Raw genomic sequence first — 24,303 nt, forward strand, 5'->3', positions numbered from 1 at the left:
CGTCCTTTCGACTGGGCGCGCCGCCTCAGACGGCGACGCGCGCGGTGGTGGCGATGGTGGAGGAGCCCAGGACGCGGTCGCCGTCGTACAGGACGGCGGCCTGCCCGGCGGCCACGCCCCGCGCGGGGCGGGCGAGTTTGATGCGGACCGTGTCGCCCTCGGTCTCGGCGACGCAGTCGTGCACCTCCCCGTGCGCGCGCAGTTGCACCTGGCACGGCAGCGGCCCCGCCGGGGGCTCCGACAGCCAGACGGGGCGCTCCCCCACGATCTCGTCGACGTCCAGGGCCTCGCGGGGGCCGACCGTGACGGTGTTGGTCACCGGCGAGACGTCGAGCACGTAGCGGGGGCGGCCGTCCGGGGCCGGGGTGCCGATGCGCAGCCCCCTGCGCTGCCCCACGGTGTAGGCGTACGCGCCCTCGTGCTCGCCCACCGTGTTGCCGTCCTGGTCGACGATGGGGCCGGGGGCGCTGCCCAGCCGCTCGGCCAAAAAGCGCCGCGTGTCGCCGTCGGCGATGAAGCAGATGTCGTGGCTGTCGGGCTTGTCGGCCACCTGCAGGCCGCGCCGCTGCGCCTCGGCGCGGATGTCGGCCTTGGTGGTGTCGCCCAGAGGGAACATGGCGTGCGCCAGCTGCTCGGGCGTGCACACCGCCAGCACGTAGGACTGGTCCTTGGCCGCGTCCACGCCCCGGCGCAGCACGCCGCCGTCCCAGCGGGCGTAGTGGCCGGTGCAGACCGCGTCGAAGCCGAGCGCCAGCGCGCGGTCCAGCAGCGCCGCGAACTTGATCTTCTCGTTGCAGCGCAGGCACGGGTTGGGCGTGCGGCCCGCCGCGTACTCGCTGACGAAGTCCTCGACCACGTCGCGGTGGAACCGCTCAGCCAGGTCCCACACGTAGAACGGGATGCCGATGACGTCCGCGGCGCGGCGGGCGTCGCGGGAGTCCTCCAGCGTGCAGCAGCCGCGGGCGCCCGTGCGGTACGACTGCGGGTTGCTGGACAGGGCCATGTGGACCCCGGTGACATCGTGCCCGGCCTCGGCGGCGCGCGCGGCGGCCACGGCGGAGTCGACGCCACCCGACATGGCGGCGAGTACGCGCAAAGTCATAACACCTCCAGCCTATGCAGCGGCGGCGGGACGCCGGGCATTCCGCGTACGATGACATCCGCTATGGGAATCTTCCGCCGTCCTCGTGACACGTCCGCGCCTGCCGCCGCGCCGGCGATCGCCGACTTCTGGGCGTGGTGGCCGCAGGTCCGGCCGGAGATAGAGAAGCGGCTCGGCGACGGTCTGTCCACCGAGACGGTCGAGGAGCTGTCCCGCCGCGTCCACAAGATCCACCCGGGGCTGCAGTGGGAGATCGGCGGGGGCGACGACAACCCGCCCGCGCTGACGATCACCGGCGGCGGCGACCCCGAGCTGCGCGGGCTGGCCGAGCGGTGGTGCCGCGCCGCCCCCGCCGACGCCGGCGGCTGGCGCTTCCACCCGGCGCGGCAGGCCGACCCGCAGATGCTCGACCAGCGGCTGGTGCTGGGCGACCACGAGTTCGACCTGGAGTACGTGCGGTTCGGGATGCGCGCCGACCAGGGCCGCGCCCGCGTGCATGTGACCGCCTACCACCCCGACTTCCTGTTCGTGGCCGAGGAGCAGCGGCTGCGGGTCGCGCTGCACGTGCTGGACTGGGCGCTCGGCGAGGACGACGTGGCCCGCTGGATCGGCGACGTGGCGATCGCCACCGAGGCGCCGATGGACGCGATGCCGCCCGCCGTGCTGCCCGCGGTGGTGGAGCAGATCGCCGAGCCGTTCCGCGAGCCGACCTGGCTGAACGGCGAGACGCGCACCCCGCGCGGCCATCCGGCCCGGCTGGACGCCCGGTTCCCGCTGCACCGCCAGGACTACCCGCTGTGCGACCTGCATGTGGCGATCACCGTGCCGTACGCCAACAGCAACCCCGACCGGCTGCCGGTGGAGCCGTCGGCGGGCGCGCTGCGCGAGTTCGAAAAGCGGCTGTCTGCGCTGGGCGACCGCGCGGTGCTGGCGGTCCGCGAGACCGGCGACGGGCTGCGGGTGTTCCACCTGTACGCCGACCCCGACTCCGGGGTGATCGCCGAGCTGGACCAGCTGGCGGCGGGCTGGACGGAGGGCAAGGCCAAGGTGGCCTCCACCAGCGACCCCGGCTGGCGCACCCTCGCCCCCTACCGGCCGTAGGCGGTCCTCAAGGCGGTCTCGGCAGGCGGGTGCGGCCGGGTCAGGACGTGATGCCCGCCCGGCGGGCGCGTTCGACCACCGGGCCGATGGCGTCGGCGAGCGCGGCCACGTCCTCCTCGGTGGAGGTGTGCCCGAGGCTGAAGCGCAGGGAGCCGCGGGCGCGCGCCGGGTCGGCGCCCATCGCCAGCAGCACGTGGCTGGGCTGGGACACCCCGGCCGAGCAGGCCGAGCCGGTCGAGCACTCGATGTCGCGCGCGTCCAGCAGCATCAGCAGCGCGTCGCCCTCGCAGCCGGGGAAGGAGAAGTGCGCGTTGCCCGGCAGCCGGTCGCGCGGGTCGCCGTTGAGCACCGCGTCCGGCACCGCCGTGCGCACCGCCTTGACCAGCGAGTCGCGCAGCCCGGCCAGGCGGCGGGCCTCCTCCTCCCGGCGCGCCACCGCGACCTGGACGGCGGCGGCGAACCCGGCGATGGCGGGGGTGTCGAGCGTGCCGGAGCGCACGTCGCGCTCTTGGCCGCCGCCGTGCAGGACGGGCACCGGGTCGACGCCCTTGGCCAGCAGCAGCGCGCCGACGCCGAGCGGCCCGCCGAGCTTGTGCCCCGACAGGGTGAGCGCCTGCACGCCCGACGCGGCGAACGCGACCGGAAGCTGCGCGGCGGCCTGCACGGCGTCGGTGTGGAACGGGACGCCGTGCTCGCGGGCGATGGCGGCCAGCTCGGCGACGGGCTGGACGGTGCCGACCTCGTTGTTGGCCCACATGACGGTGACCAGCGCGACGTCGTCGGCAGCGGCGAGGGCGGCGCGCAGCGTGTCGGGGCGGACCCGGCCGTGCTCGTCGACCGGCAGCCACTGCGCGGTGGCGCCCTCGTGGTCGGCCAGCCAGCGCACCGCGTCCAGCACGGCGTGGTGCTCGACGGCGGCGGCCAGCACCCGGGTGCGGCGCGGGTCGGCGGCGCGGCGCGCCCAGTACAGGCCCTTGACGGCCAGGTTGTCGGCCTCGGTGCCGCCGGAGGTGAAGACGACCTCGCTGGGCCGGGCGTCGAACGCCTCGGCGATGATCTCGCGGGACTCCTCCACGACGCGGCGGGCGCGGCGGCCCACGGCGTGCAGCGAGGAGGGGTTGCCGAGCGCGCCGAGCTGTTCGGTCATCGCCGCGATGGCCTCGGGCAGCATGGGGGTCGTCGCCGCATGGTCGAGGTAGGTCACCACTCGCTCAACATTAGCCGCGCCGCCGGGCTTCCCCCGCAGCGCCCCGGCGGCCGATGCGGGCGGGAATACGGGCGGGGCCGGGCGCGTTCGCGCAACTGTACCGGCCGGACGGTACAGTAGATTTCGTGCGAAAGGACGCCCTGTTGGACGCCGCCGAGGCCGTGCTCTTCGAGCAGGGCACCCAGGCGCTGACGCTCTCCGCGGTCGCCGACCGCGCGGGCGTGTCCAAGGGCGGCCTGCTCTACCACTTCCCCACCAAGGAGGCCCTGGTCACCGCGCTGGTCAAGCGTGTCATCGGGGAGTTCGACGAGCTGATCGACTCCTTCGACGACGGGTCGCCCACCGGCTACAGCCGGGCCTATGTGCAGGCCACGTTCGAAATACTCACCGGTGAGGCGCGCGCCCACCGGCGCTGGTCGGCGATCACGGCCGCCGCGACCGACCCGGAACTGGCCGCCCCGCTCAACGAGGCGATGGCCCGCTGGCACGGCCGCGCCCGCGAGGGCGACCCCGACCCGCTCACCGGGGCGGTGGTGCGGCTGGCGGCCGAGGGCCTGTGGGAGGTGGTCGGCCACGCGCCCGGCCTGTACGACGCCGAGCAGTTCGACGCGCTGCGACGACGGCTGCTGGAGCTGCTCGAACACTGACCGCCGCCACGGCGCGATGATCCCCGGCCCGGGCCGCTCCGGCCCCGCTGAAGACCGCCGCCCGCCGGGCGGCCGTGCCGCGGACGCGCCCGCGGCGCCCATCCGACGTCCGCCGTCCGGGCCGGCATGCGCCCCGGACCGACCGGGGCCGCCCGCGCCCCGCCGAGCCGAGAAAGAGGTGATTCGTGCTGTTCCGCTCGCGTCTTGGTTCCTTTCTGACGTTCGCGCTGGCGGGCATGCTGTGCGGGGTGTGGACGGCGCGCATGCCCGCGCTGGCGGACGAGTTCCGCGCCGGCGAGAGCGGGGTCGGCATCGTGGTCCTCGTCTGGGGGCTGGGCGCGCTGGCGGCCATGCAGGGCCTGCGCGGCGTGATGGCCCGGACGGGCAGCCGGGGGGTGCTGCGCGTGGCGCTGCCGCTGACCGCGCTGACCTACGCCCTGGTGGCGCTGGCGCCGTCGTACGGGGTGCTGCTGGCGGCCGTGGCGCTGTTCGGCATGGCGTTCGGCGTCACCGACATCGCGATGAACGCCCAGGCCAGCGCGGTGGAGCAGACGTACCGGCGGCCCATCATGAGCGGCATGCACGCGGGCTGGTGCGTCGGTGCGATGAGCGGCGGGCTGTTCGGCGTGCTCACCGCCGCCCTGGGCCTGGGCTTCACGCCGACCGTGCTGGCGGCCGGGCTGCCGGCGCTGCCCGCCGCGCTCGCGCTGGGCCGCACCTACCTGCCCGACCCGGCCGCGCCCGCCGACGGCGACGGCGGCGGTGACGGGGCCGGGCGGCGGCGCGCCGGGCTGCCCGCCGCGGTGTACGTGATCGGCGTGCTGGCGTTCGTCGCGTTCATGGCCGAGGGGTCGATCGCCGACTGGAGCGGGCTGCTGCTGCACCGGGAGATGGGCGCCTCGCAGGCGCTGGCCGCGGCCGGCTACCCGCTGTTCGAGCTGGCGATGCTGCTGGGCCGGCTGTTCGGCGACCGGGTCCGGGTCCGCCTGGGCACCCGGCGGATGCTGGCGGCCGCCGGGGTCGGCACGTCGCTGAGCATGGCCGTGGTGGTGCTGGCCCCGGGGGCGCCCGTCGCGGTCGCCGGGTTCTTCCTGGCGGGCCTGGCGGTGTGCACGGTCGTGCCCACCATGATGTCGCTGGCGGGGACGGCGGCGCCGGGCCGTTCGGGCGCCGCGGTGGCGCAGGTCGGCGCGATGGGGTACGGCGGGCTGCTGCTCGGCCCGGTGGTGGTCGGGTTCCTGTCGGAGGCGACGTCGCTGCGGGTGGGCGTCGGCGTGGTGGTCGTGCTGGCCCTGCTGGTCTCGGCCGGGGTCCGGTTCGTCCCGCTGGGCGGCGATGCCGACGTGGCGGCGTCCGATACCGCCGGCGCCGGCGCACAGGAGCCGGCCGCCACCCTCGCCGCCTGAGCGGCGGCTGGAGAGCGGAACGCCCCCGCCGCGGTCGGGGCCGGGCGGGGGCGTCGCGCGTCAGCGGCTCACTTGCGCTTGTTGATCTCCTCGGTGAGCTGGGGCGCCACCTGGAACAGGTCGCCCACCACGCCGAAGTCGACCAGCTCGAAGATCGGCGCCTCGGGGTCCTTGTTGATGGCGACGATCGTCTTGGAGGTCTGCATGCCGGCCCGGTGCTGGATGGCGCCGGAGATGCCGACCGCCACGTACAGCTGCGGCGAGACGGTCTTGCCGGTCTGGCCGACCTGGAACTGGTGCGGGTACCAGCCGGCGTCGGTGGCGGCGCGGGAGGCGCCCACCGCCGCGCCGAGCGAGTCGGCCAGATCCTCGATGATCTTGAAGTTCTCGGCGCCGCCGACGCCGCGGCCGCCGGAGACCACGATCGCGGCCTCGGTCAGGTCCGGGCGCTCGCCCTTCTCCTGGACGACCTTCTCCACGATCCGGGCGGCCTTGTCGCCGTCCGACAGGGTCACCGAGACCTGCTCCTCGGCCGGGGCGGCCGGGGCGGCCTCGGGGGCGATCGAGTTGGGCCGCACCGCGATGATCGGCGTGCCCTTGGTGACCTTGGCGTGCGCGATGATCGCACCGCCGAAGATGGAGTGCTCGCCGACGAAGCCGTCGGCGACGTCCACCACGTCGGTGAGCACGCCGGAGCCGGTCTTGACCGCCAGGCGGCCGGCGACCTCCTTGCCCTCGCCGGTCGCCGCGACCAGCACGGCGCCGGGCGAGGCGCTTCGCACCAGCTGGGCCAGCAGCGCGGCCTTGGGCGCGACGACGTAGGAGGTCAGCTCCTCGTCGGCGGCGACGTAGACCTTGGCGGCGCCGTACTCGGCCAGCTTGTCCTTGGCGCCCTCGTAGCCGGGGCCGACCCAGACCGCGGCGGCCTCGCCGAGGCGACGCGCCAGGGTCAGCAGCTCGAGGGTGACCTTCTTGACCTCACCGTCGACGTGGTCGACGAGGACGAGAATCTCGGCCATCGGTTCGCGTGTCCCCTTCCCCGCTCAGACGAACTTCTTCGACGCGAGGAACTCGGCGATCTTGATGCCGCCGTCGCCCTCGTCGGTGACGATCTCACCCTTGCTGCGCGGCGGGGCCTCGGCGAAGTCCACCACCGCGGTGGCCGCGTTGGCCAGCCCCACCTGGCCGGCGTCGATGCCCGCGTCCGCGATGCCGAGCGTCTCCACCGGCTTCTTCTTGGCCGCCATGATCCCCTTGAACGAGGGGTAGCGCGGCTCGTTGATCTTCTCGACGACGCTGACCACCGCGGGCAGGCTCGCCTCGACCTTGTCGAAGCCGTAGTCGGTCTGCCGCTGCACGGTGATGGACGTGCCGTCGATCTCCACCTTGTTGGCCAGCGACAGCTGCGGAACGCCGAGCCGCTCGGCCAGCATCGCCGCCAGCAGCCCGGTGCGCGCGTCGGTCGACTCCGAGCCCAGCACGACCAGGTCGAACCCGGTGCGGCCCAGCACCTGCTGGATGGCGTAGGAGGTCTGCAGCGCGTCGGAGCCGGCGAGGGCGTCGTCGACGAGGTGCACGGCCTTGTCGGCGCCCATGGCCAGGGCCTTGCGGATGGAGTCGGTGGCCTTGTCCGGGCCCATGGTGAGGACGGTCACCTCCCCGCCGTGGGCCTCCTTGATGCGCAGCGCCTCCTCGATGGCGTACTCGTCGAGCTCGTTGATGACACCGTCCGCGGCGGCACGGTCCAGCGTGCTGTCCTCGGACTTGAGCTTGCGCGGGCTCTCGGTGTCGGGAACCTGCTTCACCAGGACGACGATGTTCATGGCCGGTGGCCGACCTCCCTGCACTCAGTTCGGCCGCTGAGGTAAAGCGGCTCGCAGGCGCCGCCCCTGCAACGGGTCGACGCGACGGGCTGATGCCTCACAGCCTGCCAAACTCCCGAACGGGCTTCGGCCCCGGGGGACGGTTTTCCGGCTGCGCACCTCATGTTACCCGCGAGTAATGAGGGTGCAAAACTCGCCGTTCACGGCGATCTGCGGGGCGCGGGCGCGACCGCGGCGACCCGGGCGCCCCCGGGACCCCGGGGTGAGCGAGATCACATCGCGGGGGCGGTCAGTGCAGGGCGGCCTGCAGCCGGGCGATCAGGCTCTCCGTCGAGGTCTGCAGCCCGTACATCGGCGCCAGGCTGGGCGTCAGGGAGATCGCGCCGACCACGGCGAGGAAGGCCAGCACGCCGAGCGCGGCCCCGGCCGCGGCGAGCCGCCGCGGCGAGCGGGCCACCGCCGCGAACCACTGCTCCAGCCGGCGGTACGGGCCGGTGACGCCCGGCGCCGCCCACAGCGCGCCCGCTCCGGCGCCCGCGGCGAACGCGCACACCCCCAGCGGATCGGCCTCCACGCCGAACAGCGACAGCGCGATCAGACCCGCGCCGACCGCCAGTGCGAACACCGCCGCGTACGGCAGCGTGGCCGCCGTGCGGGCCAGCGCCGACAGCAGGCCCCGGAGGCCCGCGGCGGGCCGCAGCCGCAGCGCGGCCACCGCCGCCACCGACACCAGCGCCCCCAGCAGCGGCAGCATGATCGCCAGGCCGACCGCGAGCACGACCACCATGGCCGACAGCAGCCGCGCCCATCCCCGCACGACCGCCGCCTGCCGGGGCCTCCCGGACGCCGCCGCCGGAGGAACCGAAGACGCTGTACGCAGTTCGGGCGCCGGGGCGGGAATCGACGGCGGCGGGGAGTCCGGGCCCGGGTCGAGCTGTGCGACCGCCTCGGCGAGCTGCGCCGCCGACGGCGGGTCGGCCGACAGCGCCGACTCCACCACCGGCCGCAGCGGCTCCGGCACGCTCCCCGCCGCGAGGGCCGCGGCGTCGTCGGTGTCGGCGAGTTCGGCCGTCGCGGCGAAGACGACCGTCCGCGCCCAGGCGCGCACGTCCCCGGCCTCACCGTCGCCGTCATGGGCGGCGATGCCGAAGTCGGTGACGACGGGGGCGCCGTCGACCACCAGGACCGAGTCGGGGCCGAAGTCGCCGTGGGAGAGCCCCGCATCGTGAACGGCGGCCAGCGCCTTGGCCATGCCGAGGGCGAGGCGGTGCAGGGCGGCGCCCTGCATCGGCCCGTGGTCGGCCACCACGTCGGCGAGGGGCCGCCCGGGGACGAAACGGCTGACGACGTACGGCGGGTCGGCGGAGGCGTCGCCGTCCAGGACGTCCACCGCGTAGGGGCTCAGCACCTCGCGCATGCGCTCCAGGTCGCGGCCCAGGCGTTCGCGCGGCGCCGGGACCGCCGCGTCCGGCAGCAGCCGGATCGCCACGTCGCGCCCCCCGGCGTCGGCCGCCCGGTAGACCGTCCCGGTGGGGCCGCCCAACCGCGCCAGCAGCCGGTAGGGACCGATCTGCTGCCGTTGCCTGGTCTCCCCGCTCATCGGCTCGCCACCTTACCGACCGTGCACCTGCGACGGCGCTCAGGCGAACGGGAGCCCGGTGAACAGGTCGCGGACGTCGCCGCGCAGCTCCTCCAGGGACTGGCTCATCCCGTCCAGCGGGGTCGTGTCGGGCGGCTGGCCCTGGGACAGCACCACCAGCACCACGGCGAACAGCCCCAGGATGAGCACCCCGGCCAGGGCGGCGTCCGTGCGGGGCAGCACCGCGCCCCAGATGCGCGCCAGCTGCCGCCGCGGCGGCGCGCTCCCCGGCGCCAGGGTGAGCAGCGCGATGACGGCCATGGACGAGTAGGCGATGGCGCGCGAGGCTGTCATGTCGGGGTCGGCGAACATCAGCACTGCCAGCAGGATCAGCCCCGCGAACAGGGCGAGCGACGCCAGCAGCACCGTGACGAGCACCGCCCCCGGCAAGTGCAGGGGCGTCTTGAACGCCGCGGCCACCGCGTCGCCGGACCGCGGCCCCCGCATGGTGCGCTTGTCCTCCATGCCGCGGGCGGCCTTGTCGGCCATGCGCAGCACCAGGACGCCGCCGATGGTGACGCCCAGGGCGAGCAGGGGGGCGATGTTGGCGAAGCCCAGCAGCGCCACCAGCACGATGAAGCTGAGCACCCGGTACCAGCCGTAGGGCTTGCGGCGGGGCTGTTCATCCGGACGGCGCGCGGGCTCGGTCGGGGGGCGCCGTTCGAGGCCTCTGCCCGGGGCGCCCTGGTTGTACGGGTCGTAGGGCGCGGGCGGGGGGAACTGCTCCGGAGGCTGAGTGCGGCGCACCTGCCCCTGGGTGGGGTACGGGGCGTACGCCCGCTGGTCGTAGGGCGACGGCTCGTACCGGCGCGTCTCGTAGGGGGCGGGCTCGTAGTGGGCGGGCTCGTAGGCGGCGGGTTCGTAGGGGCTCGTCTCGTACGGCCCCGGTGCGGGCGGCGGCGCGGCCGGGGGCAGCAGGCCCACGAAGTCGCTGGGCTGCGCCGGAGCGGGCGCTGGCGCCGGTGCGGGCGGCGGCTCGGAGGGCGCGGGCGGCGGCGTCGGCGCCGGAGACGGGGCCGGCGGCGACTCCGGCATGGAGAACACCCGGGAGTGGTCGGACGAGGCGTCGGGCTGCCGGGACGTCCGGTCCGTCCGCGGGTAGTGGTCGTCCACCCGGGTGGAATCGGTGATGGTGGCCTCGAAATGGATGCGCCGGATCAGCTGCACCAGGTGGACCGCGGTGGGCCGTTCGGCCGGGTTGCGGGCCATCGCCGAGCGCAGCACCGGCAGCAGCGCCTCCGGAACCCCGTCCAGGTCGGCCGACCCCTGCATGATCTTGTAGAAGATCGCCTCGAAGGTGCCGGTGCCGAACGGCGGCCGCCCGGTGGCGGCGAAGGCGACCGTGCCGGCCCAGGCGTGCACGTCGGACGCGGGCCCGGCGTCCTCCCCCTCGATGATCTCCGGGGCGAGGTAGCCGGGGGTGCCGATGACCATGCCGGTGGCGGTCAGCCGGGTGGCGTCGGCGGCCTGCGCGATACCAAAGTCGATCACGATGGGCTCGTCGTCGACCAGCATCACGTTGCCCGGCTTGAGGTCGCGGTGCACGATCCCGGCGCCGTGGATGGCCGACAGCGCCGAGGCCAGGCCCACCGCCACCCGCTGCAGCGCCTGCCCCTGGAGCGGCCCGTCCGCCTCGACGGCCTCCTCCAGGGTGCGGCCCGGCACGTACTGGGTGACGATGTACGGCTGCTCGGCGGTGACGTCGGCGTCCAGGATCTCCGCCACGTGCGGGCTGTGCACCCGCCGCATGGAGTCCACCTCGCGCGCCAGCCTCCGCCGGGCGGTGGCGTCCCCCGCCACGGCCGGGCGCAGCACCTTGATGGCCACCTTGCGGCCCTCGGGATCGGCGGCGAGGTACACCACGCCCATGCCGCCTTCCCCCAGCGTCTGGAGTATGCGGTAGTGGCCTATGCGGTCCCCGGACGTGACAACCCCCTTCATCGCTTACGAAACCCTACCTTCGCCCATGGCGTCGGCAGGATCCATCCGGAGGGCGCTCCCCGCCACGAGGCGTCCTCATGCCGCGACGCGGGGGGCGGGCCCGGGCGCGCCCGCCTCCTCCGTTGCCAGCGCACCGGCGAACCACCGCGCGGACGGGCGCCGCCCAGGGTCGCGGTCAAGCCCCAGCCGCAGCAGCCCGGCCAGGGGCTCCTCCACCCCGTCGAGGTCGGCCCTGCCGCTCACGATGCGCAGGCAGACCGCCTGCAGGGACCCGCGGCCGAACGGCGGCCGCCCCGTCGCGGCGAACGCGACCGTGGCCGCCCAGGCGAACACGTCGGACGCGGGCGTGGCGGGCCCGCCCTCGATCAGCTCGGGAGCCAGGTAGGCGGGGGTGCCCACGACCATGCCGGGACGGGTCGTCTGCCACGCGTCCGCGTCGTGGGCGATGCCGAAGTCGATGAGCGTGGGGCGGTCCCCGTGCACGATGACGTTGCCGGGGGTGACGTCGCGGTGCAGCACCCCCGCGTCGTGCACGGCCGCCACGGCCAGCGCCAGCCCCCGGGCCAGGCGCCGCAGCCGGTCGCGGCGGGGCGGCCCGTAGGACTCCACCAGCTCGCTCAGCGGGTAGCCGGGGGCGCAGGACATCACCGCGTAGGGCGGGTCGGCGTCCACCCGGCCGCCCAGCAGCCGCACCACGTACGGGCTGCGCACCCGCCCCAGTGCCGCCATCTCCCGGGCCAGGCGGCGCCGCGCCGCCGGGTCGGCCGCGATCTCCGGCCGCAGCCGCTTGACCACGACCTCGCGGCCGGACGCGTCGACCGCCAGGTGCACCACGGCGGTGCCGCCCCGGCCGATCTCGTGCAGCAGCCGGTGCTCACCGAGTCGCGGAGGCGTCCCCATATCCCCTTTGACGCCGGGAACGGGGCGGACGTTCCTGACCGGTCGTTCCTGCCGGTCGTTCCTGACCGGCTGCGGACGGCCCGGCGGTCAGCCGCGGCGTGCCGCCTGCCTGGCGCGGCGCTCCTCCCGCCGCTCCTCGAACCGCGCGGCGGCCGCGTCCAGCCCCGTCATGAACTCCGCCAGCTCCTCGCGGGCCCTCTCGCCCTCGGGTCCGAAGTCGGTCCGGGAGAAGACGCGCCACTTGCGCAGGCACGGGCCGAGCACGTCGTCGTGGTGCAGCCGCAGGTCGTAGATGCCCGCATTGGCGATGATCACCGACTTGCGCAGGAACCCCTCGATGCCGTGGCCGGGCATCTGGAATGCCTTGACCACGTCGGTGATGGCGCGCATGGTCGCGTCCGGGGCGATCTCCAGCGCGGCCTCCAGCAGGTTCCGGTAGAAGATCATGTGCAGGTTCTCGTCGGCGGCGACCCGCGCCAGCAGCCGCTCGCACACCGGGTCGCCCGACACCGTGCCGGTGTTGCGGTGCGCCACCCGGGTGGCCAGCTCCTGGAACGACACGTACGCCACCCCGTGCAGGAACTTCGTGCCGTGGGTCGGCTCGTAGCCCAGCTGCATGTGCTTCATCCGGGCCCGCTCCAGCGCCACCGGGTCAACGGCCCGGGTGACGGTGAGGTAGTCGCGGATGACGATGCTGTGCCGGTTCTCCTCGGCCGTCCAGCGGTTCACCCACGTGCCCCACGCGCCGTCGCGTCGGAACACGGAGGCGATGGCGTGGTGGTAGCCGGGCAGGTTGTCCTCGGTCAGCAGATTGACGATCAGCGACTCGCGGGCCTCGGTGCTCAGCGTGGACTGCTCGGGACTCCACGGCTCGCCGCCCAGCGGCCCGTCGAAGTCGCGGCCCCGGCTCCACGGAATGTACTGATGCGGGAACCACTCCTTGGCCATCGACAGGTGCCGGTCCAGCTCTTTCGCCACCACCGGCTCCAAATCCACCATCAGGCGCATCTCGGCCTTATCGTCAAACGTCATGGGCATCGGTGTTCTTTCGCTCAGGGGCGGGACACATGGAGCCCGCGCAGGACGGCGGCCCGCGTTTCGGCAACCTACGGAACCGTAGGTTCGATGCTGGCGGCCGCCCGGCCCCTGCCGCTAGTCACGGCGGCCACAACTACCCCCGGCTTTTTCTTGTGGGAACGAGTGGAACCGGGCCGATGCCCACGAGAGGCGAACGGAACCGGGCGGCGCCGTCAGCGGGTGCCGGCGGCCTGGCGCCACATCCGGTTGACCGCCGCCCGCAGCAGCGAACGCGGCATCGCCCTCAGCGCGGGCAGCGCCGCCTTGTACTGCGCCCCGGGCACGCACAGCGCGCGCCCCGCCGACACCGCGTCCAGCCCCGCGCGGGCCACGTCCTCACGGCGCAGCCACAGCAGGCTCGGCTCCCGGGTCTCATCGGTACGGGTGAACCCGGGGCACAGCGCCGTCACATGCACGCCCGTCCCGGCCAGCTCGGCGTGCAGGCTCTCGGAGAACGCCGTCACGAACGCCTTGGTCGCCCCGTAGACGGCACTGCCGGGCGACGGGGTGAACCCCGCCATGGACGAGACGTTCAGCACCCCGCCCCGGCCCCGCTCCACCATCCCCGGCAGCGCGGCGCGGGTGAGCCGCATCAACGCCAGCACGTTCAGCTCCACCTGGGCCAGCTGCTCCTCCAGCGGCTGCCCGGCGAAGGCCCCGAACGCCCCGTACCCGGCGTTGTTGACCAGAAGCTCCACCGGCTCGGCGCGCAGCCGGTGCTCCACCTCGCCGCGCTGCACCGGGTCGGTGAGGTCGGCCGCCAGCACCTCCACGGCCACCCGGTACCGCTCCACCAGCTCGCGGGCCAGCTCGTCCAGCCGCGCGGCGCGGCGGGCCACGATCACCAGGTCGGTGCCGCGCCCGGCCAGGATCCGGGCGAAGCTCTCACCGATGCCGCTGGACGCACCCGTGACGAGCGCGGTGCGGTACGCGGTGCGGGAGGAGCCCGGGGGGAAGGGGCTTCGCATGGCGGCCGATGCTATCCGTTGACAACCCCTTTGACCGGCCGCAGTCACGGAGCTTGCGCGGCCGTCTCCACGGGCGGGAACATCGCCGCCGGGTCGCCGCCCGCCGCCCACACGCCGATCGCGAACGCCGTCGTCGCCTCCAGCAGCCCGGCCCGGTCCAGGCCGCCCCCGTCGACGGGCTCGCATCCGATGTCGCGCACCAGGCCCCGCACCGCGTCCAGGGCGTCGGCGTCGTCCCCGCACAGGGGAACCCCCAGGGGGCGTCCGCCGAACACCGGCGGCGTCAGGCGCCACACGCTCTCGTGGCAGGTGTTGAACGCCTTCACCACGCGGGCACCGCCCCGGGCGGCGTCGGCGATGCGCTGCGCCGCCGACGGTCCGCCGCCCGTCCGCAGGGTGAAGTCCGGCGGGCCGGTGGGGTTGGTGCAGTCGATGAGCACCTTGCCGTCGAGGGCGTCCGCCACGGCCTCCGCCACGTCCGGCGCCGCCTCCCACCAGACGGCGAGCAGCACCGCCTCGCCGAACTCCGCGGCCTCCCCCAGCGTCCCGCCGCGCGCGCCCGCGCCGATCCGCGCCGCCAGCGCCTCGGCCTTGGCCGGCGTCCGCGCCCCGATGAAGACCTCGTGGCCCGCCCGTGCCCACTGCGTGGCCAGCGCGTCCGCCATGTTCCCGGCGCCCAGCGTCCCGATGCGCATCCCGACCTCCCGGCTCGAATACGTTCGGTGGAGACGCTAGGCGGTTCGTTACGCACCTCCGGGTGCGCATCGGAAGGGGCAGACTTTGGACGACGCCATGAGAACGACCGACGACGTCCTGCTCGCCGACTGCCAGGCCCGCCTGGGGTTCGACATGCTGTCCGGCACGTGGACCAGCGTGGTGCTGTACGCGCTGCGCGACGGCCCGGCGCGTCCCGGCGAGCTGCGCGACCGCATCGGCGGCATCAGCCACAAGGTGCTCACCGAGACGCTGCGCCGGCTGGAGCGCAACGGCCTGGTGACCCGCCGCCGCTACGCCGAGGCCCCGCCGCGCGTGGAGTACGAGCTGACCGGGCCGGGCCGCGGCCTGCTGGAGCCGATCGCCGCCCTGGGCCGCTGGAGCGCCCGCCACGCCGACGAGGTCCTCGCCGCCCAGCAGCGGGCCGCCCCGGACGGCGACCGGTGAGGCTCAGCGGCCGGTGAAGGTCGCCTTGCCCGGCCCCCGCTCCATGAAGCTGCGCATGCCGGCGGCCTGGTCCTCGGTGGCGAACAGCGCGGCGAACTGGGTGCGCTCCATCTCCAGGCCGGTCTCCAGATCGACCTCCAGCCCCGCGTCGATCACCTGCTTGGCGGCGCGCAGCGCCAGCGCCGGCCCGCCGACGAACGTCGCGGCCCACTGTCGCGCCGCCGTGTAGACCTCGGCGTCCGGCACGACCCGGTCGACCAGGCCCATGGCCAGCGCCTCGTCGGCGGCCACATGCCGCCCGGAGAAGATCAGGTCCTTGGCCTTGGCGGGGCCGACCAGCCGCGCCAGCCGCTGCGTGCCGCCCGCCCCGGGGATGATGCCGAGCTGGATCTCCGGCTGGCCCACCTTGGCGCCCTCCCCCGCCACCCGGAAGTCGGCCGCCAGCGCCACCTCCAGGCCGCCGCCGAGCGCGTAACCGGTGATCGCCGCGATGACCGGCTTGGGGATCGCCGCCAGGGCCTTGGTGAAGTCCTGCAGCAGCCGGGAGGGTGCACCCGACATCTGCGCGAACGTCAGCGGCGCCATCTCCTTGATGTCGGCGCCCGCCGCGAACACCCGCTCCCCGCCGTAGATGATCACCGCGGCCACCGCCTCGTCCTGGGTGACCTCCCGCGCCGCCTCCACGAGCTCCCGCTGCATCGCCGCGTTCAGGGCGTTCATCTTCGGCCGGTCCAGCCGGATCGTCCCGATGCCGTCCTCCACCTCGACCCGCACGAACTCGCCCACAACGACCTCCCGTGATCGGACAACGCCCCGAGCCTAACCAGGGCCCTGCGGGGACCGGACGGGCGGTCCCCGCTCCGCTGCGCTCCGTTGCGCTCGCTCATCCCCCTGGTGTCGGTCCACGCTGGTAGCTTCGGGACCGCTCGTAACCGCGTTCTCGGGGATCACGCTTCATGCTCGTCGCGCACGCCACCTGGCACGGGGGCGCGCTCTGCCTGTGGGCGGAGCGCACCGGCCCGTACGAGCCGCATCCCGACGTGCACCCGTTCGCCACCCGGGACTTCACCGGCACCTCCTACGAGCCGCTGGTGAAGGGCGCGTTCCGGGTCGAGCTGACGATGACGCTGCCCACGCACGACGACCATCCGCTGCCGTCGCCGGAGTGCGGCGCCGAAGGCGTCGTCCCCGAGGAGCTGCGGGACTGGCGGGTGCCCGCGCTGGTGCTGGAGCCGTTTCCGGCGATGACACTGCTGCAGCTCGCCGAGCACAGCGCCGACGTGGTCCCCGGCAGCGACCTGCGGTATCTGTGCCTGCTGGCCGACGAGGCGATGCGGCTGGCCGGGCGGGGGCAGGTGCTGCCCGCGCTGCTGCGCGAGGACGGCGACCTGGTGGCGCGGTGGCGTCCCGTCATCGACGATCCCGCCCGCTTCGCCGACCTGGCGCGCGCGATGCCCGCCGCCTGCCGCGCCGCCGACGGCGGTCGTCCCGCCGCCGAGGTGCTGCGCGAGGCGCTGACCGACCTGGTCGACACGGCCGTGCGGGGCGTGGTGCCGCATCCGCTGCTGCCGCCGCGCCGCGGCAAGGCGCCCGACCGGGTGCCGCTGGCCGAACGCTGGGTGCAGGCGCTGACCGGCCCCAACCACAGCGTGCCGCGCGAGCCGGGGGACGACGCCGACGACCTGATCGCCGAACTGGACGCCTGGGCCGCCGCCACCCGCCGCCCCGCCGGGCCGCTGCGGGTGTGCTTCCGCCTGGTGGAGCCCGGCGCCGTCACGACGGACGCCCCCGACGCCCCCGACGACGCCGACGAGGAGGCCGGCGACGACGCCTGGCGCGTGGAGTTCGCCCTGCAGGGCACCGACGACCCCAGCCTGTACGTCCCGGCCGCCACGGTCTGGGCGGGCGAGGCCACGTCGATCGCGGACGCCGAGGAGACGCTGCTCACCGGTCTGGGACGCGCCCTGCGCCTGTTCCCCGACATGGCGGCCGCGCTCGACTCCCCCACGCCCGGCGAGCTGACCCTCGACACCGCGGGGGCGTTCCGCTTCCTGCGGCAGGCCGCGCCCATGCTGGCCGCCGCCGGTTTCGGCGTCCTGCTGCCGAAGTGGGCGGGCAAGGCCAAGCTCGGCCTGCGCCTCACCACCCGCGCGCAGGACGGGGAGGGCTCGGGCGCGGCGGCCTCGTCCGGGTTCGACCTGCGCAGCCTGGTGGACTTCCGCTGGGACCTGGCCATCGGCGACGAGACCATCGACGAGGAGGAACTGGAGGAACTGGCCCGCCTCAAAACACCGTTGGTGCGGCTGCGCGGCCAATGGGTCGAGCTGGACGAGCAGCAGCTGCAGGCCGCCCTGGAGTTCCTGCGCCACCCCCGCCGCGGCAAGATGACCGCCGCCGAGGCGATGCGCGCGGTCATCCACGCCGGCGACGACGCCCTCCCCCTCCTGGACGTCGACGCCGACGGCGCGTTCGGCGACCTTTTGTCCGGCGAAGCCGACCGCCGCCTCGCACCGGTCGGAACCCCCGACGGCTTCGAGGGACGGCTGCGTCCCTTCCAGGAGCGCGGCCTGGCCTGGTTGAAGTTCATGGACGACCTCGGCCTGGGCGCCGTCGTCGCCGATTCGATGGGCTTGGGGAAGTGCGTCCACCCCGATGAACTCGTCTTCGCCAACGGAGCACTGGTCAAGGCCCGCGACATCTGGGCGCGCTTCGCCGGAGCCGCGGTGAGCGACGGTGAAGGCGAATGGGCCACCCCGCTGGAACCGCTGACCGTCAACTCCATCGACGAGAAAGGGCGGATCGTCCCCGCCAAGGTGACCCGCCTCTACCGGCAGCACGTCAGAGAGCCGCTACGGAAAGTCCGGCTCGACGACGGCAGTGAGATCACCGTCACCCGCCGCCACCGGCTCCTCGGCCCCGAGGGCTGGACCAGGGAGCTCGCCCCCGGTCAGGGGATCTGCGTCCCGTCCCGCCTGGTCCACGACGGCCTGCCGCTGGACGCCGACCTGACCGTGCTGCTCGCCTGGCAGATCAGCGAGGGCCGCGAGACCGTCCACAACACCGCGTTCATCTCCCAGAAGAACGAGCAGACCCTGCACGACCTGGCGGAGCGGCTGCGACGCGTCGGTGCCCGCTTCGGCCTGGACGTGAGCCGGGCGCAGGTGGTCTCCGCGGCGCCGCGCACCCCCCACCTGGAGGTCACCAGCAAGGACTACCGGCGCTTCCTGGAGGAACTCGGCTACACCTGGGCTCGGAACTCGGCCCACAAGCGGATTCCGGACGCCGTCATGGCCGCCGACGACCGGACGGTGGCCCTGTTCCTCCGGCACTACTTCGCCGCCGAGGTGTCGGTCGGTGAGGGAATGCGGGGGCTGGAGATCGCTTCGGCCTCGGGGTTCGTCATCCGGCAGCTCGCCGCGATGCTCCGCCGGTTCGGCATATGGCTGCGCCGCACGGTGCGGTGGAAACACGCGACGGACGGCAGGCGCATCCGCCGCCCCTACCACGTCGGCCTCATCGGCGGGCCGAGCCTCCACCTTTTCCGGGAACGGATCGGAATCGCGGATCCGGTCAAGGCGGCCAAGCTCAGCGCCGTCTGCGCGATCCCTTCCGACACCAACGTCGAGGGCGTTCCGGGAGCCGAACGCGATCGGCTTGACGGGCGCGTGTCGCGGGAGGTCTTCTACGCGACGGTCACGTCGGTCGAGGACGTCGACTACGAGGGCTACGTCTATGACCTCGAGGTGGCCGACCACCACAACTACGTCGCCGAAGGCATGCTGTGCCACAACACCGCCCAGACCTTGGCCCTGCTCGTGCATGAGAGGGGGGACGGGCGAGGCGACGGGGAGGGGGCGCCGGGGCCGACTCTGCTGGTGGTGCCGATGTCGCTGGTGGGCAACTGGCAGCGGGAGGCGGCCAAGTTCGCGCCGAAGCTGCGCGTGTACGTGCACCACGGCACAGGGCGGCACCGCGACGACGATCTCGTCCGGGCGGCGGCGCAGGCGGATCTGGTCGTCACCACGTACGGCACGGCGGCCCGCGACGCGGCGATGCTGGCGCGCGTCGCCTGGGAGCGGGTGGTGTGCGACGAGGCGCAGGCGCTGAAGAACAGCGGCACCCGGCAGGCCCGAGCCATCCGCGGCATCCCGGCCCGCACGCGCATCGCGCTGACCGGCACGCCGGTGGAGAACCACCTGATGGAGCTGTGGTCGATTCTGGAGTTCGCCAATCCGGGGCTGCTGGGGCCGCGGGCGGCGTTCCGGGAGCGGTTCGCGGTCCCGATCGAGCGGGACGGGGACGAGGCCGCGGCGCTGGCGCTGCGGCGCGCCACCCGGCCGTTCGTGCTGCGCCGCCTGAAGACCGACAAGGCGATCATCTCCGACCTGCCGGAGAAGCAGGAGATCAAGGTCTACTGCAATCTGACCGCCGAGCAGGCGTCGCTGTACCAGGCGACGCTGGACGACATGCTGGCGCGCATCGCCGAGAGCGAGGAGGACCAGCGGCGGGGCCTGGTGCTGGCGACGATGGCGCGGCTCAAGCAGGTGTGCAACCATCCGGCGCAGCTGCTCGGGGACGGGTCGCGGCTGCCGGGCCGGTCGGGCAAGCTGGAGCGGCTGGAGGAGATCTGCGCGCAGGTCGTCGAGCAGGGCGAGAAGGCGCTGGTGTTCACCCAGTACGCCGAGTTCGGGGCGATGCTGCGGCCGTATCTGGCGGCGCGGCTGGAGCGGCCGGTGCTGTGGCTGCACGGCGGCACGTCCCGGCGGCAGCGCGACGAGCTGGTGCGGCGCTTCCAGGAGGACGCGGAGCCGGCGGTGTTCCTGCTGTCGCTGAAGGCGGCGGGCACCGGGCTGACGCTCACGGCCGCCAACCATGTGGTGCACGTCGACCGGTGGTGGAATCCGGCCGTGGAGGACCAGGCCACCGACCGGGCGTTCCGCATCGGCCAGACCAAGAACGTGCAGGTCCGCAAGCTGATCTGCGTCGGCACGCTGGAGGAGCGGATCGACGAGATGATCGACCGCAAGAAGGCGCTGGCCGAGTCGGTGGTGGGCAGCGGGGAGGACTGGCTGACCGAGCTGTCGGTGGCCGAGCTGCGCGAGGTGCTGCGGCTGTCCCCCGAGGCGGTGAGCGGCTGATGAGCGGGTTCTTCGAGTACCGCGACCCGATCCCGGTGGAGGGCGGCATCCGGGCCCGCACCCGCCGCGGCTCGATCGGCGCGCGGTGGTGGTCGCGGCGGTTCGTCGACCTGATCGAGGCGTCCGGCGACCGCGGGCGGTTGCAGCGCGGCCGCGCGTACGCCCGCAGCGGCCAGGTGATCGATCTGCGGGTGGCGCCGTACGAGGTGACGGCGCGCGTGCAGGGTTCGGTGGACGAGCCGTACGAGGTGGCCGTCGGCATCGACGCGCTGTCGGAGGCCGAGTGGCGCGCGGTGGAGGCCGAGCTGGCGTCCCGGGCGGTGTTCCGGGCGCGGCTGCTGGCCGGGGAGATGCCACCGGAGATCGAGGACGTGCTGGCGGAGCTGGGCCTGTCGTTGTTCCCCGAGTCGGCGGCCGACCTGCACCTGATGTGCACCTGCCCGGACTACGGCGACCCCTGCAAGCACGCCGCCGCGGTGCTGTACCTGCTCGCCGAGGCGTTCGACGACGATCCGTTCCTGGTTCTGCAGTGGAACGGCCGCAGCAGGGAGCAGCTGCTCACGGCGTTGCGGCGGCTTCCCGCCGCCTCGCCCGATCCGGTGGACGCGGGCGGCTTGGACGACGAGCCGCTGTCACCGTCCGGTTTCTGGACGGCCCCGACGGGCCTGGCGCACCTGCGGGAGCGGCCGCCCGCCCCTCCGGTGCCCCCCGGTTTCATCCTGCGCGTCGCCGCTCCGCCGCCGGTGCGGATCCGGCGCCGTGAGCTGACGGACGTGCTCGCCCCCGCGTACGAGGCGCTCGCGTCTGCGGACTTCGACTTCGACGAGCGCCGCGACGACGGCTAGCCGCACGGTCCGGCGCACTCGACGCAGGCCAGCACGGGCGCCCCGTCGGGGAGGTCGCCGATCCGCTCGGTGGGGCGGGGCCAGCGCTTGTCGCAGACCGCGCAGGCGTGCCCGGCGCGCTGCGCAGGGGACAGCGGCGCGGGGTCCACGACCGCCACAGGGGGTTCCTGAGGTACAACCACACCAACGTTCACATAGATGTCAACGCATAACGCGACATGTCCGTTACGGTCGGGCCACAGAACGTTGACTCCGGCAGTCACGGCGCGGGGCCGCAGCGGTGCCCGCCGCCCTGCTCAGTCGTAGTGCAGGCCGGTGCAGGCGACCTCGCCGCCGATGGTCGCGCACACCCCGAGCAGCCCGACGATCTCGGCGTAGTCGCAGGTGGTGAACTCGGTGACGCGCGGCCCCGCCTGCTTGACGCCGGGGATCACCGCGCAGGACTGGGCGATGGACGTGGAGCTCCACTCGATGCCCAGGGTGTACGGGGCGGGGACGGTGCAGCTGCGCCAGCGGGCCGGGTCCGCCAGGGCGCGGCGTGCCCCCTCGTAGATCATCTCCTGGGCGCGGGCGGGCGGCACCAGCTCGGCGGCGTACCGGTCGCTGCCCTTCTTGACCGCGACGGTCGTCACGTCGCCGAGCACTTCGCGGGCCTCGTCGCAGGCGGCCTGGTCCCCGGCGACCAGGCCCACCGGCACGCCCAGGGTGCCCGCGTAGGCGGCCATCAGCCGGATCTCCCCCGCGACCTCGCCGTTGAGGTAGACGTTGTGGATCTCCCGGCCCATCCAGGTGTGGTTGAGCACGCCGCGCGGCGTGCCGGCGCGGGCGTGGTAGCCCACGTACAGCGCCACGTCGAAGGAGGCGTCCAGTCCCTCGGCCATGCGCATCGGCTTGTACGGGCCGCGGACCAGGGTGCAGCGCCGGTCGATGAGGTCGGCGCGCAGGTTGCGGCCCATGCCGTGCGCGTCGGTGACGACGACGGTGTCGGCGCCGGCGTCGTAGGCGGCGCGGACGGCGGCGTTGGCGTCGGCGGTCATCAGCTCGCAGCCGCGTTCGTAGCCGCGGCCGGGAGCGCGCATCTCCTCGGGGTCGGTCAGACCGGAGACGCCCTCCATGTCGACCGAGATGAACACCTTCATCCCCCCATGGTGCCCCCGCGCGCCCCGCCGGTCACGACGCGGCGGACCGCTCCTCGGGCCGCTGCGCGGGGCGGTCCGTGTGCAGCGGCAGGCGGGCGCGGACGCGGAAGCCGCCGCCGGGCCGGGCCCGCGCGGTCAGCTCGCCGCCCAGCGCCCGCGCCCGCTCCCGCATGCCGTCGACGCCGGTGCCGCCGCCGGGCGCCGGTTTCGCGGCGGCGGGCCCGTCGTCCTCGATCTCCACGTGCAGGGCGTCATCGCCGTAGCGGATGCGCACCCGCGCGGACGCCGCGTCCGAGTGGCGGGTGACGTTGGTCAGGGCCTCCTGGACGATCCGGTAGGCGGCCAGGTCGGTGTCGGGTGGCAGCGGCCGCGGCTCGCCCTCGACGCTGGTGTGCACGGCCAGCCCGGCGGTTCCGGCGCGTCCGGTCAGCTCGTCCAGGCGGGCCAGACCGGGCGCGGCGGGTTCGGCCGGCGTCTCCCGGCCGGCCTCGTCGACCTGGCGCAGCACCCCCAGGGTGGCCCGCAGTTCGCGCAGCGCGTCCTTGCTGGCCTGCCGGATCGCGCTGAGCGCCGCCTCCGCGCCGTCCGGGGCGCGGGCCAGCCCGTGCAGCGCCGCGTTGGCCTGCACGTTGATCAGCGAGATGTTGTGGCCGAGCGCGTCGTGCAGCTCGCGGGCGATGCGCAGCCGCTCCTCGGTGGCGCGGCGGCGGGCCTCCTCCTCGCGGCCGCGTTCGGCGGCCAGTGCGCGCCGTTCGGCCTCGCGCAGGTAGGCGCGGCGGTTGCGGACCACCCCGCCGACCGCGATGACCGCGACGAACCACCCGGCCAGCATCCACAGCGCCGCGTCCTGCAGGTGGTTGACGGTGCTGGTCATCTCGCCGTACGCGACGAAGGCCATGGCGGCGGCGCCGAGCAGCACGGCGACGGCCACCGCCCCTTCGGCGGCGACCGTGTAGAGCGCGATGACGAACGTGATCAGCAGCGGCCCGTCGGGCTCGGTGCAGGGGTAGTACACCGCGCAGGCGACCAGCGTCACGGTGCACACCGTGACGGGCCGCACGCGCCGCCAGTACAGCGCCGCGCACGCCGCGGTCATCAGCGGCCAGCCGAGCCACGGGACGCGGGAGGAGCCCGAGCCGTCCCGGACCGACGCCGCCAGGGCGGCCGCCGCCATGACGGCGAACACGGCGGCGGCCAGCGCCGCGTCTGCGCGGCATCCCCGCCATCGCCGCCCCCACCGCCCGGCGTACTGCTGCAACTGCTCGGGGACCCGCACAGGGCCATCCTGCCAGCGCCGCGCACCGCTTCATCCCGTTCACCCGGCGCCTCCGCGATTGCATCCCTTGCACAGGATGTAGTACATCTACTATCACTGTAGACGGATCTACTACGACACGTACGAGAGATTCGATGGGAGGCCGGTGTCCGCCGACAGGGAGAAGGTCTACAACCGGATCGCGATGCTGCGAGCCGAACGCGGCGTGTCACGCCGCGACCTGGCCGCCGCGCTGGACGTCCACTACCAGACGGTGGGCTATCTGGAACGCGGCGAGTACAGCCCCAGCCTGCACCTGGCGCTGCGCATCGCCGACTACTTCGAGGTGCCGGTCGAGGTGGTGTTCTCGCTGAACCCCTTCCCGCGCCTGGGCGCCACGGAAACGACGAACGACGGGAGCCGATCATGAAACCGCGCAACCGGCGCGAGGAACGGATGCTGGCGGTGCTGGAGCGCGAGACGCCGCGCTACCAGACCAGGAAGGGACGGCGGAGGCTGGTGGTCGCGGCCGCGGGCTGCCTCGGGCTGATGTGGGCGGCGGCGGTCGTCTGCTGGTACCTGGCGCCCAGCACCGCCGCGATGGTCACCACGTTCGTGCTGTGCGGGCTGGCGCTGGTGGTGGGCGCCCAGCTGTGGGGGATGCTGCACATCGTCACCCGGGGCACCGCCAGCCTGCCCGAGCACCTGCTCGACGAGAGGCAGGTCCGCGAGCGGCTGAGCGCCCACCCGATCGCCCACCGCCTGACCCTGTTGCTGCTGCTCGCGGTGTTCCTCGCCGTGGGCCTGGCGCTGCAGGAGGAGCGGCCGGAGGTGCCCAGCGCGGCGGCCGTCGTGCTGCTGTTCGCGCTGATGGCCACCGTGTGGTCGCTGCCGATGCTGGTCACCGCCTGGCGCATGGCCGACCCGCCGCCCGAGGAGGAGGCCGTCTGATCC

At 74.2% G+C, this 24,303-nt stretch carries 22 protein-coding genes and 1 pseudogene; 9 read left to right on the forward strand and 14 right to left on the reverse strand.

Annotation, left to right across the window (positions count from 1 at the left end; genetic code table 11):
- Window positions 1–25 precede the first annotated feature (25 nt).
- On the reverse strand, window positions 26–1,102 hold the full coding sequence (gene mnmA / locus QSK22_RS26305) for a tRNA 2-thiouridine(34) synthase MnmA (protein ID WP_285497061.1): 1,077 nt from the start codon (window positions 1,100–1,102) through the stop codon (window positions 26–28).
- 63 nt (window positions 1,103–1,165) lie between these two features.
- On the opposite strand from mnmA, the gene QSK22_RS26310 reads away from it, so the two are divergent.
- Window positions 1,166–2,203: a DUF695 domain-containing protein gene (locus QSK22_RS26310; RefSeq protein WP_285497062.1), complete on the forward strand. Its 1,038-nt coding sequence runs from the start codon at window positions 1,166–1,168 to the stop codon at window positions 2,201–2,203.
- Between the two features lie 40 nt (window positions 2,204–2,243).
- Here QSK22_RS26310 and QSK22_RS26315 read toward each other — a convergent pair whose 3' ends face one another.
- Window positions 2,244–3,407, reverse strand: a complete 1,164-nt coding sequence (locus tag QSK22_RS26315; protein ID WP_285497104.1) for a cysteine desulfurase family protein — start codon at window positions 3,405–3,407, stop codon at window positions 2,244–2,246.
- A 128-nt stretch (window positions 3,408–3,535) separates the two neighbouring features.
- Between QSK22_RS26315 and QSK22_RS26320 the strand changes: the two genes are divergently transcribed.
- Both QSK22_RS26320 and QSK22_RS26325 read left to right on the forward strand, forming a co-directional pair.
- Complete coding sequence (locus QSK22_RS26320; protein ID WP_285497063.1) at window positions 3,536–4,057, forward strand: TetR/AcrR family transcriptional regulator; 522 nt, start codon at window positions 3,536–3,538, stop codon at window positions 4,055–4,057.
- A 185-nt stretch (window positions 4,058–4,242) separates the two neighbouring features.
- The gene (locus QSK22_RS26325) at window positions 4,243–5,463 is read left to right on the forward strand and encodes an MFS transporter (RefSeq protein ID WP_285497064.1); all 1,221 of its coding nucleotides are present in this window, start codon (window positions 4,243–4,245) and stop codon (window positions 5,461–5,463) included.
- Window positions 5,464–5,531: 68 nt separating this feature from the next.
- On the opposite strand, the gene QSK22_RS26330 is transcribed toward QSK22_RS26325, so the two are convergent.
- From QSK22_RS26330 to QSK22_RS26365, 8 genes are all read right to left on the reverse strand, one after another.
- A complete protein-coding gene (locus QSK22_RS26330; RefSeq protein WP_285497065.1) occupies window positions 5,532–6,482 on the reverse strand; it encodes an electron transfer flavoprotein subunit alpha/FixB family protein in 951 nt (316 codons plus the stop codon).
- Between the two features lie 24 nt (window positions 6,483–6,506).
- Window positions 6,507–7,286 carry an electron transfer flavoprotein subunit beta/FixA family protein gene (locus QSK22_RS26335; protein ID WP_285497066.1) on the reverse strand — a complete coding sequence of 260 codons (780 nt, stop codon included), beginning with the start codon at window positions 7,284–7,286 and terminating at the stop codon, window positions 6,507–6,509.
- 289 nt (window positions 7,287–7,575) lie between these two features.
- On the reverse strand, window positions 7,576–8,886 hold the full coding sequence (locus QSK22_RS26340; RefSeq protein WP_285497067.1) for a protein kinase domain-containing protein: 1,311 nt from the start codon (window positions 8,884–8,886) through the stop codon (window positions 7,576–7,578).
- Window positions 8,887–8,925: 39 nt separating this feature from the next.
- Window positions 8,926–10,866 (reverse strand): serine/threonine-protein kinase, encoded by a 1,941-nt coding sequence (locus QSK22_RS26345; protein ID WP_285497068.1) that lies wholly within the window; start codon window positions 10,864–10,866, stop codon window positions 8,926–8,928.
- Window positions 10,867–10,941: 75 nt separating this feature from the next.
- Window positions 10,942–11,766: a serine/threonine-protein kinase gene (locus QSK22_RS26350; RefSeq protein WP_285497069.1), complete on the reverse strand. Its 825-nt coding sequence runs from the start codon at window positions 11,764–11,766 to the stop codon at window positions 10,942–10,944.
- Between the two features lie 87 nt (window positions 11,767–11,853).
- The gene (locus QSK22_RS26355) at window positions 11,854–12,798 is read right to left on the reverse strand and encodes an acyl-ACP desaturase (RefSeq protein ID WP_502872368.1); all 945 of its coding nucleotides are present in this window, start codon (window positions 12,796–12,798) and stop codon (window positions 11,854–11,856) included.
- Window positions 12,799–13,016: 218 nt separating this feature from the next.
- Window positions 13,017–13,811, reverse strand: a complete 795-nt coding sequence (locus QSK22_RS26360; protein ID WP_285497071.1) for an SDR family NAD(P)-dependent oxidoreductase — start codon at window positions 13,809–13,811, stop codon at window positions 13,017–13,019.
- 44 nt (window positions 13,812–13,855) lie between these two features.
- On the reverse strand, window positions 13,856–14,506 hold the full coding sequence (locus tag QSK22_RS26365; RefSeq protein WP_285497072.1) for an NADPH-dependent F420 reductase: 651 nt from the start codon (window positions 14,504–14,506) through the stop codon (window positions 13,856–13,858).
- 97 nt (window positions 14,507–14,603) lie between these two features.
- Between QSK22_RS26365 and QSK22_RS26370 the strand changes: the two genes are divergently transcribed.
- Window positions 14,604–14,972 carry a winged helix-turn-helix transcriptional regulator gene (locus tag QSK22_RS26370; RefSeq protein WP_285497073.1) on the forward strand — a complete coding sequence of 123 codons (369 nt, stop codon included), beginning with the start codon at window positions 14,604–14,606 and terminating at the stop codon, window positions 14,970–14,972.
- Between the two features lie 3 nt (window positions 14,973–14,975).
- Here the strand turns inward: QSK22_RS26370 and QSK22_RS26375 are convergent, their stop codons facing one another.
- The gene (locus tag QSK22_RS26375; RefSeq protein WP_285497074.1) at window positions 14,976–15,758 is read right to left on the reverse strand and encodes an enoyl-CoA hydratase/isomerase family protein; all 783 of its coding nucleotides are present in this window, start codon (window positions 15,756–15,758) and stop codon (window positions 14,976–14,978) included.
- Window positions 15,759–16,954: 1,196 nt separating this feature from the next.
- On the opposite strand from QSK22_RS26375, the pseudogene QSK22_RS34080 reads away from it, so the two are divergent.
- The 3 genes and pseudogenes from QSK22_RS34080 to QSK22_RS26390 form a co-directional block, all read left to right on the forward strand.
- Window positions 16,955–17,371: pseudogene (locus QSK22_RS34080) on the forward strand (SNF2 helicase-associated domain-containing protein); the annotation flags it as partial.
- Between the two features lie 186 nt (window positions 17,372–17,557).
- Window positions 17,558–20,110, forward strand: coding sequence for an SNF2-related protein (locus QSK22_RS34085; protein WP_285497105.1), 2,553 nt, complete (start codon window positions 17,558–17,560; stop codon window positions 20,108–20,110).
- Window positions 20,110–20,955, forward strand: coding sequence for an SWIM zinc finger family protein (locus tag QSK22_RS26390; protein WP_285497075.1), 846 nt, complete (start codon window positions 20,110–20,112; stop codon window positions 20,953–20,955). Before QSK22_RS34085 ends, QSK22_RS26390 begins: the two co-directional genes overlap by 1 nt.
- On the opposite strand, the gene QSK22_RS26395 is transcribed toward QSK22_RS26390, so the two are convergent.
- The 3 genes from QSK22_RS26395 to QSK22_RS26405 form a co-directional block, all read right to left on the reverse strand.
- Window positions 20,952–21,113, reverse strand: coding sequence for a hypothetical protein (locus QSK22_RS26395; protein ID WP_285497076.1), 162 nt, complete (start codon window positions 21,111–21,113; stop codon window positions 20,952–20,954). The genes QSK22_RS26390 and QSK22_RS26395 overlap by 4 nt on opposite strands.
- A 138-nt stretch (window positions 21,114–21,251) precedes the next feature.
- Window positions 21,252–22,094 carry a M55 family metallopeptidase gene (locus QSK22_RS26400; RefSeq protein WP_285497077.1) on the reverse strand — a complete coding sequence of 281 codons (843 nt, stop codon included), beginning with the start codon at window positions 22,092–22,094 and terminating at the stop codon, window positions 21,252–21,254.
- Window positions 22,095–22,125: 31 nt separating this feature from the next.
- The gene (locus QSK22_RS26405) at window positions 22,126–23,370 is read right to left on the reverse strand and encodes a sensor histidine kinase (protein WP_285497078.1); all 1,245 of its coding nucleotides are present in this window, start codon (window positions 23,368–23,370) and stop codon (window positions 22,126–22,128) included.
- A gap of 184 nt (window positions 23,371–23,554) precedes the next feature.
- On the opposite strand from QSK22_RS26405, the gene QSK22_RS26410 reads away from it, so the two are divergent.
- Together QSK22_RS26410 and QSK22_RS26415 are read left to right on the forward strand one after the other, a co-directional pair.
- A complete protein-coding gene (locus tag QSK22_RS26410) occupies window positions 23,555–23,779 on the forward strand; it encodes a helix-turn-helix transcriptional regulator (protein ID WP_285497106.1) in 225 nt (74 codons plus the stop codon).
- Window positions 23,776–24,300, forward strand: a complete 525-nt coding sequence (locus QSK22_RS26415; RefSeq protein ID WP_285497079.1) for a hypothetical protein — start codon at window positions 23,776–23,778, stop codon at window positions 24,298–24,300. Before QSK22_RS26410 ends, QSK22_RS26415 begins: the two co-directional genes overlap by 4 nt.
- Window positions 24,301–24,303 lie beyond the last annotated feature (3 nt).

Origin of the sequence: Actinomadura sp. NBRC 104425 (genome assembly GCF_030269545.1) — a bacterium.
Classification (GTDB): Bacteria; Actinomycetota; Actinomycetes; order Streptosporangiales; family Streptosporangiaceae; genus Spirillospora; species Spirillospora keratinilytica.